Annotated in this window: 7 protein-coding genes; 4 read left to right on the forward strand and 3 right to left on the reverse strand. The window is 74.5% G+C overall.

The window, feature by feature from the left end:
* The coding region (locus E1300_RS43455; protein ID WP_242619774.1) for an ATP-binding protein at nucleotides 1–3,300 on the forward strand (3,300 nt) is incomplete at its 5' end.
* On the opposite strand, the gene E1300_RS43460 is transcribed toward E1300_RS43455, so the two are convergent.
* Nucleotides 3,257–4,234: an Lrp/AsnC family transcriptional regulator gene (locus tag E1300_RS43460; protein ID WP_207400298.1), complete on the reverse strand. Its 978-nt coding sequence runs from the start codon at nucleotides 4,232–4,234 to the stop codon at nucleotides 3,257–3,259. The genes E1300_RS43455 and E1300_RS43460 overlap by 44 nt on opposite strands.
* Nucleotides 4,235–4,340: 106 nt before the next feature.
* On the opposite strand from E1300_RS43460, the gene E1300_RS43465 reads away from it, so the two are divergent.
* Entirely contained in the window at nucleotides 4,341–5,906 is a 1,566-nt protein-coding gene (locus tag E1300_RS43465) for an MFS transporter (protein WP_131763127.1), read from the forward strand.
* On the opposite strand, the gene E1300_RS43470 is transcribed toward E1300_RS43465, so the two are convergent.
* Nucleotides 5,890–6,699, reverse strand: a complete 810-nt coding sequence (locus E1300_RS43470; RefSeq protein WP_131763128.1) for an ABC transporter permease — start codon at nucleotides 6,697–6,699, stop codon at nucleotides 5,890–5,892. The genes E1300_RS43465 and E1300_RS43470 overlap by 17 nt on opposite strands.
* Nucleotides 6,696–7,682: an ATP-binding cassette domain-containing protein gene (locus E1300_RS43475; RefSeq protein WP_131763129.1), complete on the reverse strand. Its 987-nt coding sequence runs from the start codon at nucleotides 7,680–7,682 to the stop codon at nucleotides 6,696–6,698. The genes E1300_RS43470 and E1300_RS43475 overlap by 4 nt, the downstream gene beginning before the upstream one ends.
* Nucleotides 7,683–8,065: 383 nt before the next feature.
* On the opposite strand from E1300_RS43475, the gene E1300_RS43480 reads away from it, so the two are divergent.
* Nucleotides 8,066–8,626, forward strand: coding sequence for a PH domain-containing protein (locus E1300_RS43480; protein ID WP_131763130.1), 561 nt, complete (start codon nucleotides 8,066–8,068; stop codon nucleotides 8,624–8,626).
* On the forward strand, nucleotides 8,623–9,671 hold a 1,049-nt coding region (locus E1300_RS43485), incomplete at its 3' end, for a PH domain-containing protein (protein WP_131763131.1). The genes E1300_RS43480 and E1300_RS43485, both read left to right, overlap by 4 nt.

A 9,671-nucleotide genomic window follows, 5' to 3' on the forward strand; every position in this document is an offset into this window, starting at 1 on the left:
CGCCGTTTCGCGGACGCGCCCGCCGCCCGCCTGGACGCACTGCGCCGCGCCGCGCTGGAGGAGCGCCTCGCCGCCGACCTCGCCCTCGGCCGCCACGCCGAGCTGATCCCCGAGCTCCAGGCGCTGGCCGCCGCCGACCCGCTCCGCGAGCCGGTCACCGCCCTGCTGATGCGGGCCCTGTACGCCGCGGGCCACCAGGCCGAGGCCCTCGCCCGGTACGAGCAGGCCAAACGCGCCCTCGCCGACGGGCTCGGCGTCGACCCGTCCCCTGACCTGGAAGCCGTTTACCTGGCCGTCCTGCGCCAGGACCCCGCTTTGTCGCCGCCCGTCCGCCCCTCCAGCGAGCCCGAGGCCAAGGCCGAGCAACCCTCGTCAGCGGACGCCGCAGCCGCACAACCCATCCTTGACGCCCCTTCCGAAGCCTCGGAAACAACCGAACGTCGAGGCGCCTTGGACGCGGCCAACCTCCCCAGCGCCTCGGGGGCGGACGATCGGGTCGATGGGGCGTCCGAGCGCGTCCGGGGGAATCTGCGGGCGCGGCTCACGAGCTTCATCGGCCGCGACACCGATCTCGCACGGGTCGGTGAACTGCTGGCGGACGCGCGTCTCGTCACGCTCACCGGGCCGGGCGGAGCGGGCAAGACGCGGCTCTCCCTGGAGGCCGGTGAGCGGCTCGCGTCCCGGATGCCCGACGGCGCGTGGTTCGTCGAGCTGGCCCCCGTGGTGGACCCGGCCGAGGTCCCGGCGGCCGTCCTCACCGCGCTCGGGCTGCGCGAGCTGGCGCTGATCGGGCGCACGGGCCCCGGCCGCGCGGCCCCCGACAGCGGCGATCCGCTGGAGCGGCTGGCGTCCGCGCTCGCGGGCAAGCGGCTGCTGCTCCTGCTCGACAACTGCGAGCACCTCCTGGACGCGGCGGCGCGGCTCGCCGACCGGGTGCTGGCCGCGGCCCCCGGCGTCCGGATCCTCGCGACCAGCCGGGAACCGCTGGGCATCACCGGCGAGACGCTCTGGCCGGTCGAGCCGCTGGAGCCGCCACCGCCCGCGGCGGGCCCGGTGGAGGCGCTCGGCTACCCGGCCGTCCGCCTGTTCGCCGACCGCGCCGCCGCCGTCTCGCCGGGGTTCGCGGTGACCTCCGCCAACGTCGCTTCCGTCGTGCGGATCTGCCGGGCGCTGGACGGCATGCCGCTCGCGATCGAGCTGGCCGCCGCCCGGCTCCGCGCGATGACGCCCGCGCAGGTCGCCGTCCGGCTGGACGACCGGTTCCGGCTGCTCAGCGCGGGCAGCCGGACGGCCCTGCCCCGCCACCGGACGCTCCGCGCCGTCGTCGAGTGGAGCTGGGACCTGCTCGGCGGGCCCGAACGGGCGCTGTGGCGGCGGCTCGCCGTCTTCCAGGGCGGCGCGACGCTGGAGAGCGCCGAGGAGGTGTGCGCGGGCCCGGACCTCGGCCGCGCCGACGTCCTGGACGTGCTGAGCGCGCTCGTCGACAAGTCCCTGGTGATCGTCGCCGAGGTGGACGGCGAGCCCCGCTACCGGATGCTGGAGACGATCCGCGCGTACGGGCTGGAGCGCCTCGCGGACGCCGGGGAGGAGGAGCGCACGCGCCGCGCGCACGCCGTCCACTTCGTCGAGCTGGCCGAGACGGCGGAGCCGCACCTGTACCGGGCCGAGCAGCTCGGGTGGCTGCGCCGGCTGAACGCCGAGCACGACAACGCCTCCGCCGCGCTGCACTGGGCGATCGGCGCCGGGGACGCGGCGCTGGCGGTCCGCTTCGCGGCGGCGCTCGGCTGGTACTGGTTCCTCAACGGGATGCTCGCCGACGGCGCCGACAGCCTGGAGGAGATCCTCGCGCTGCCCGGCGTGCCCGAGGACGAGAACCTGGCGCTGGCCCTGGCGCTCGGCGCGATGACCTCGCTGGACAACCAGCCGAGCGGCGAGCGGATCTCCACCTGGCTCACGCGCGCGGAGGACATCTGCGTGCGCCTCGACCGGCGCCCGCATCCCGTCCTGCGGCTGATGCACCACAGCATCCGCATGTACAAGAGCGGATGGGACGCGGAGTCGGAGTGGGGCATCGACAGCCTCCTGGACGATCCCGACCCCTGGGTGCGGGGGCTCGCCTCCTTCATCCGGGGGCAGGTCTCCCACAACTTCGGCCGCCTCGAACGGATGGAGGAGGACTTCGACCGCGCCCTCACCGCGTTCCGGGAGGCCGGCGACCGCTGGGGCCTCTCCTTCACCCTCACCGCGCAGGCGGAGATCGTCGGCCGGCGCGGCGACCACCGCGCCGCGGTCGCGCTCTTCGAGGAGGGCCTGCGGCTGAACACCGAGCTCGGCGGCGGCACGGCGACGCTGCTGCACGTCTGCATGAAGCTCGCGAACGAGCTGGACCTCGCGGGCGACCGCGAGCGCGCCGAGGCGCTCCTGCACGACACGATGAGCGAGACCGACGCCGTCCGGCGGCCTGAGGACATGGCCGCGCTGCACTACCAGCTCGGCGAGTTCGCCCGCCGCTCCGGCGACGAGGCGGAGGCGCTGCGGCGCCTCGACCGCGCCGAGCAGCTCACCGCCGGCCTGCCCGGGCCGCCGCAGTTCCGCGCGATGGTGCTGTGCTCGCGCGCGCAGCTCGACATGTCCATGGGCGACATGGACGCCGGACGCGCCCGGCTGGAGACCGCGCTGCGCGGCGCCGCCGAGTCCAGGGACTACCCGATCCTGTCCTATGTGCTCGCCGGGCACGCGGAGGAGGCCCGCCTCCGCGGCGCCCCGGAGCGCGCCGCCGTGCTGCTCGGCACCGCCGACGGCCTGCGCGGCTGCCGGGACCTCTCGCAGCCCGACGTGATCGCGATCGAGGCCGCCGTCCGCGCCGACCTCGGCGAGGACGCCTTCGCCGCCGCCTACGGCCGCGGCCTCACCCGCACGTTCGAGGACGTCCTGACCGAGTTCGGCCTCTCCGAAGGCGGCCCGTCCACAACCGACGAGGCCGCTCCCGACCAGGACGGAATCACCCAGGCAGGGTCAGTCCGGGCGAGGCCCGACCAGGACCGAACTCTCCACGACGAGTCCGCTCAGGCAGAGCCCGGCCAGGGCCAGGCCTCTCACGACGAAACCGCTCGGACCAGGCCCGCTCAGGACGAGGCCGTCCAGGACGGAACCGCCCCGGAGGAAACCGCCTCGGAGCAGGACGACCGGGACGGGCGGGATGGCCGGGACGGCCGGGACGGGCGTGGGCGGACGGGAGCGGTCGGGCCGTGGCGGTCTAGAGGGGTAGGGGTGGACCCGCGCGCTTGGCGGCGCGGATGACGGGGGCCGACTCCAGGGCGGTGATGCCGTCCAGGGCGGCGACCCGCTCGGTGAGGTAGCGCGCGAGGTCCTCGGTGTCGCGGCAGTTCACGGCGGCGACCAGGTTGGTCGGGCCCGTGGTCAGGGCGACGAAGGAGACCTCCGGATGCGCCGCCATCGCCGTCGCCGCCGTTTGGAGGGCAGACGGTCTGACCGACATCCACAGGCGCGCCTCCGCGTGGAAGCCGAGCCGCCGGGGCTCGATGTCGACCTGGAAGGTCAGGACGCCCGCGCGCCGGAGCGCGTCCGTCCGGCGCCGGACCGTGGACTCCGACCAGCCCGTGGCGCGGGCGAGGTCGGCGTGCGTCGCCCGGCCGTCCCGCGCGAGGGCGCCGAGGAGCGCGCGATCGGCCGTGAGATCGGTGACGACCGGGTCGGCGGCGGCGTCGCCGTCCGGCTCAGGTGGCCGCAGAAGCGCCGCCTGCTCGGGTGACAGGACGGCGGGGCCGAGCCAGGTGCCGGGCAGGGCGTAGCTGCGCAGGAGCAGGTGCGCGGACACGCCGATCACCCGCCGGGTGCGGGGGAGCCGCTCCAGCAGCAGGGCGTCGCGCTCGTCGGCCGAGCGGGTCCGGGTGTTGCAGGAGATCTCCGTCCCGCCGGAAAGCAGGTACACGAACGAGGTGTCGTCGCGGGCGGCGAGCGCCTCCGCGATCGCCCCGGCGGCGTCCGGCGTGCAGCGCAGCCGGATCGTCCAGGACGTGTGGCCGAGGCGGGCGCCGTTCACCGTCCCGGCCACGCGGAGCACGCCGGACGAGCGGAGCCGCCGGTAGCGGCGGGCGACCGTGTTCTCGGAGACGCCGAGCGCCTCGCCGATCCGCGTGAACGGCGCGCGGCCGTCGATCCGGAGCGCGTGCACGAGACCGCGATCGATCGGATCGAGCGTGACGTCATCCATCGGCACACGCTACTTCATGACGGGATCCGCCGATTCCAGGCTCGTTGCTGGTGGCGGGCAGGGCGGAATCGCGACGCTGTGGGGGTTTCCGACGAAAGGAGTTCCCATGCGCGTCTGGTGGCCGCTCGTCGCGGTCTGCATGGGGTCGTTCATGTTCATCGTGGACACGACCATCGTGGCGGTGGCGCTGCCGGAGATCGCGGACGGCCTGCACGCCCCGCTCGGCGGCCTCCAATGGGTCGCGAACGTGTACACGCTGGTCCTCGCGGTGCTGATGCTGGCAGCGGGGTCGCTGGCCGACCGGTACGGGCACCGCCGCGCGTACGTGGCGGGGCTCGGCGTCTTCGCCGCGGCGTCGGCGGGCTGCGCGCTCGCCCCGGACGCCGGGACCCTGATCGCGGCGCGCGGCGTCCAGGGCGCCGGCGGCGCGGCCATGGCGGTCACGGCGTTCTCGCTGATCGCGGACGTCTACCGGGGACGGTCCATGGGGACGGCCATGGGCGTCTTCGGGGCGGTCAGCGGCCTCGGCGCGGCGGCGGGGCCGATGCTCGGCGGCGTGCTGACCGAATACCTCGGCTGGCGCGCGATCTTCTTCGTCAACGTTCCGGTCGCGCTCGCGACGGTCGTCCTGACGCTGCGGGTCGTGCCGGGGCGGCGGGACGCGCGGCGGCGCGGGCGGGCGGAACGGCTCGACCTCGTCGGCATGGTGCTGTTCGCGGTGGGCGCGGGCGCGCTCACCCATGCGCTGACGGAGGCGGGGGCGCATGGCTGGGAGGCGGGCCGGGTGCTCGGCGCGCTCGGCGTCGCGGGCGCGGCGCTCGCGGTGTTCGCCGTCGCCGAGCTGCGGCACCGGAACCCGCTGCTGGACCTGAGACCGTTCCGCGAGGTCGCGTACTTCGCCGTGATGATCTGCGTGCTGGCCTCGTCGGCGGCCTTCGCCTGCCTCGTCTACACCTCGCTGTGGCTCCAGTCGGCGCTCGGCCTCGGCCCGGTCCGGGCGGGCCTCGCGCTGGTGCCGATGGCGCTGACCACGTTCGCGGTCTCGACCGTGGCGGGACGGGCGCTGCATCGCCTGTCACCGAAGGCCGGCGTGGGCGGCGGGCTGCTGCTGAACGGCGCGGGATGCGCGCTCCAGGCGCATCTGGACGCGGGGTCCACCGCGTCCTCGATCACGTTGGGGCTGGTCGTGACCGGTGCGGGCGTCGGGCTCCTGGTTCCGTCGATGGGCGCCGCGGTCATGGCCGCGGCGCCGCCCGGACGGCAGGGGGCCGCCGCCGGGGCCATGACTACGTTCCGGCAGCTCGGCCAGACCCTCGGCGTCGCGGCGCTCGGCGTCCTCTTCCAGCGCGGCGCGGCCGGCGATATGACCGCGGGCTTGCACGCGGGCGGTAGCGGTCCGGGCGGTGCGGGAGCAGGCAGTGCGCACGCGGGCGGCGGGGGAGTGAGCGCTGCCGGGGCGGGCGGCGTGGACGCGGGGGCCGTCGCGGCCGGGCTCGACCGCGTCTACGCGGTCGCCGCCGTGATCGGGATCGCCGCGGGGCTGCTCGCGCTCGCGGCCGTCCGCCGTCCCGGCCCGGCGGCGGGAAAGGGACCGGACGGTCCGCCCCCTTCCCCGCGCACCGAGGAACCCCCGCGTGCCGGTGATGCCGGGCGCGTCAGGCGCGCTTCTTGAACGCGCGGAGCGACAGCGGCGCGAACACCAGGGCGATGCCGACGCCCCACGCGAGCGCGATCAGGGCGTGCTCCAGGACGGGCCCGCCCACGAGCAGCCCCCGCATCGCGGTGACGAGCTGCGTCACCGGGCTGTTGTCCATGCAGAACGCCAGCCATTCGGGGATGCCGTCGGTGTTGGGGATGAACGCGGTGCTGAGGAAGCTCAGCGGGAAGATCACCACGAAGCCGAAGATCTGCACCTTCTCCGGCTCGTTGACCTTCATCGCGATGTAGACCGACGTCCAGGAGAACAGCACGGCGAAGGTCAGCAGCAGGACGAACGCCGTGAGGAGCGCCAGGACGTTGGTGCCGAGGCGGAAGCCGATGGCGAAGCCGACCGCCAGCAGGATGGCCATGGACCACGCCTGCTTGGCGGTGTCGGCGATGATTCGGCCGGCGAGCGGGGCGCTGCGCGCGATCGGCAGGCTGCGGAACCGGTCGAAGACGCCCTTGGCGATGTCGGTGTTGAGGCCGAAACCGGTGCTCATCCCGGCGAACAGGGCGTTCTGCGCGATGATGCCCGGGATGACGATGGGCAGGTAGGCCTCCACGCTGCCCTTCATGGCGGGGCCGAACACGTACGCGAACAGCAGCACGAACATGATGGGCTGGATGGACAGGTCCACCAGCTCCATCGGGTTGTGCTTGATCTGCACGAGGTTGCGCCACGCCAGCGTGAGCACGTTGCGGGCGGCGGTGCCGGGGGAGACCCGCTTGGACAGCTCTCCCGGCGCGAACGTCGCGGCGGTCATGCGGACGCCCCTTCCTTGTCGGCGGCGAGCTCGCCGGCCTCGGCGTCGATGTCGTCGGTGTGGTGGCCGGTGAGGGCGAAGAAGACCTCGTCCAGGCTGGACTTGCGCAGCGACAGTTCGCCGACGGCGACGCCCGCGTCGTCGAGGCGGCGGACCGCGACGGGCATGAGGCCCGGATCGGTGATCGGGACGGAGACGAGGCCGTCGCGGAGCTCTGGGTCGGCGTCGGCCAGCTCGCCGACGATCCGGGCCGCGGTGCCCGCCTGGGCGGCCTCGACCGGCCGCACCTCCAGCACCTGGCCGCCGACCTGCGCCTTGAGCATGTCGGAGGTGCCGTGCGCGATCACCTCGCCGCGGTCGATGACGATGATGTCGTCGGCGAGCTGGTCGGCCTCCTCCAGGTACTGCGTGGTGAGCAGCACGGTGACGCCGTCGTCGGTCAGGCCGCGGACGATGTCCCACAGGCCGTTGCGGCTGCGCGGGTCGAGGCCGGTGGTCGGCTCGTCCAGGAAGAGGATCTGCGGGCGGCCGACGAGGCTCGCGGCCAGGTCGAGGCGGCGGCGCATCCCGCCCGAGTAGGTCTTGGCCGCGCGCTCGGCGGCATCGGTGAGCTGGAAGCGCTCCAGCAGCTCGGCCGCGCGGGCCTTGGACTCGCGCCGGGGGATGCCGAGCAGCCGTCCGATGAGGACGAGGTTCTCGGTGCCGGTGAGCATCTCGTCGACCCCGGCGTACTGCCCGGTCAGGCCGATGAGCTGGCGGACCTTGTGCGACTCCCGGACCACGTCGAACCCGCCGACGAGGGCCGTGCCCGCCGTCGGCTCGATGAGCGTGGCGAGGATGCGGGTCATCGTGGTCTTCCCGGCGCCGTTCGGCCCGAGCACGCCCAGCACCGCTCCGGCCGGGGCGGTGAGGGAGACGCCGGCCAGCGCCTGGGTGTCACCGAACCGCTTCACCAGGCCGTCGGCCTGGATGGCGTACGTCATGTGATCTCCTGGAGGATCGTCTGCCGGACATCTCCCGGGTCGGACGGGAGGGCCTGCCAACCTATGCGCTGCCCGGCACGGAACGCGATCGGTTTTCTTCGCCGCCCAGGCGGGACGCCGGTGATCCGGCACCCGCACGCCCACACCGTCGCATGCACGACTGACAAAACGCTGACGCCCGCCTGTCGCCTGCCCTTTCGTCCCCCTCGCCCGAAGGATGCGGGCAGGGCGAAATGCCTTGGTGGTGAGGCTTGTACGACCTCGGCGCCAGAGCGGCGGCCAAAAGAAATCTTCGCCTTCTTGACCCGCCGCGGACGCGTGCGCGCCCCGGCCCGGTCACCGGGCATGCCTGGGTGCACGCCATCTGGTTCTAAACTCGCGGTGTGACATCGGTGCGGCGCAGTCCCCGCCCGGACGGCGGGCCGCCGCACCCGCCGCGCTTGCGGGCGCCCGCGCACCGCGTCTCGCCCCGCGCCATCGCGCAGTGGGCGATCGAGTCCCTGCTGCTGTGGGGGCTGGCGTTCGGCCTGGCGCTCGGCGTGGCCGCCTGGCTCGGCGACTCCGGCTGGAGCGGGACGCCCGGATGGCTCTCGGGCCGCGCGGACTGGCTGCCGTACGCCGTCGGCGCCGCGGGGCTGCTCATGGTGATCGTCGCGCCCCTCTGGCGCTACGGCGTCCACCGGTGGGAGGTCAGCGCCGACGTCGTCTACACCCGGACGGGCTGGTTCAGCCGCGAATGGCTGCTGGTGCCCGTCAGCCGCATCCAGACCGTGGACACCGAGCAGGGCTGGATCGAACGGCTGCTGGGCCTCGCCACGATCGAGGTGAACACCGCCTCGCACGCCGGGTCGTCCGAGGTCATGGGCCTCCCCGTGGACGTGGCCACCCGCCTCGCCGAAGAGCTGGCGCACCGCGCGCACGACCTCCGCGACGACGCGACGTGAACGTGCGCGACGAGCGGCCGCCGAGGGAACGAGGGGCCGCGGCGCGCCATGACGGCGTGCGCGGGCGGCGGCTCCACCCGCTGACGTTCGTCGTCGGCGCCGTCCGCGAGCTGCTCGCGCTCGTCGCGGCGGGCGCGACCGGGCTCCTGGTGGGCGGCATGTCCACGGCGTTCTACTTCACTGTCGTCGGCTTGACGTTCGGCTTGCTGTTCCACGTCGTCAACTGGTGGACGTTCGTCTACGTCGTGCACGGCGACCGGATCGAGCTGCGCCGCTCGCTCATCGGGCGGTCGGTCAAGACGATCCCCCGCGAGCGGATCCGCGGCGTGGACATCAGCGCGTCGCTGCCGCACCGCCTGCTGGGCCTCGCCGTCGTGCACGTCGACGCGGGCTCGGACGGCGGCGAGGGGGAGCTGAACGCCGTGTCGCGGCGGGAGGCCGAGCGCCTGCGCCGCGTCCTGCTGAGACGGCCGTCCGCCGAGGGCGCCGAGCCGCCGCGCCGGGTGCTGGCCCGCATGCTGCCGCGCTGGTACGTCTACGCGCCGCTCAGCGGCGCCTACCTCCTCACGCCCTTCGCGCTCGCGGGCAGCCTCCTCGGCACCCTCTACAACCTTGGCGACGACCTCGGGCTGATCACCCGGGAGCGCGTCGAGGCGGCCGGCCGGGACGTGGTCGGCCTGCCGACCGCGCTCGTCGTCGCGCTGGTGATCGCCGTGCTCATCGCCATGCCGGTGATGTCGGTCATCGTCTTCACGCTGTTCAACTGGGACTTCACCGTCTCCGCGCGGGACGGCTCGCTCGTCGCCGAGCGCGGGCTCGTCACCCGCCGCAGCGTGGCGCTGGAGCGGCGGCGCGTGCGCGGGGTGGAGATCGCCGACAACCCGTTCGAGCGGATGGCCGGCGTCGTCCGGCTCGGCGCGCTCGTGACGGGCCTGGGGGACGCCGCGCATCGGGGACGGCTGCTGCCCGCCGCCCCGCGTCCCGTCGCCGAGGCCCTCGCCGCCCGTGTGCTCGGCGAGGTCCCCGGGCCGCTGACCGCCCACCC

Source organism: Actinomadura fibrosa (assembly GCF_900659615.1).
In the GTDB taxonomy this organism is placed as follows: domain Bacteria; phylum Actinomycetota; class Actinomycetes; order Streptosporangiales; family Streptosporangiaceae; genus Spirillospora; species Spirillospora fibrosa.

What these genes read in the sequence shown, in the direction of transcription:
- E1300_RS43460 (WP_207400298.1), bottom strand. Translation starts at nt 4,234, where the DNA reads ATGGATGACGTCACGCTCGATCCGATCGATCGCGGTCTCGTGCACGCG.
- E1300_RS43465 (WP_131763127.1), top strand. Translation starts at nt 4,341, where the DNA reads ATGCGCGTCTGGTGGCCGCTCGTCGCGGTCTGCATGGGGTCGTTCATG.
- E1300_RS43475 (WP_131763129.1), bottom strand. Translation starts at nt 7,682, where the DNA reads ATGACGTACGCCATCCAGGCCGACGGCCTGGTGAAGCGGTTCGGTGAC.
- E1300_RS43470 (WP_131763128.1), bottom strand. Translation starts at nt 6,699, where the DNA reads ATGACCGCCGCGACGTTCGCGCCGGGAGAGCTGTCCAAGCGGGTCTCC.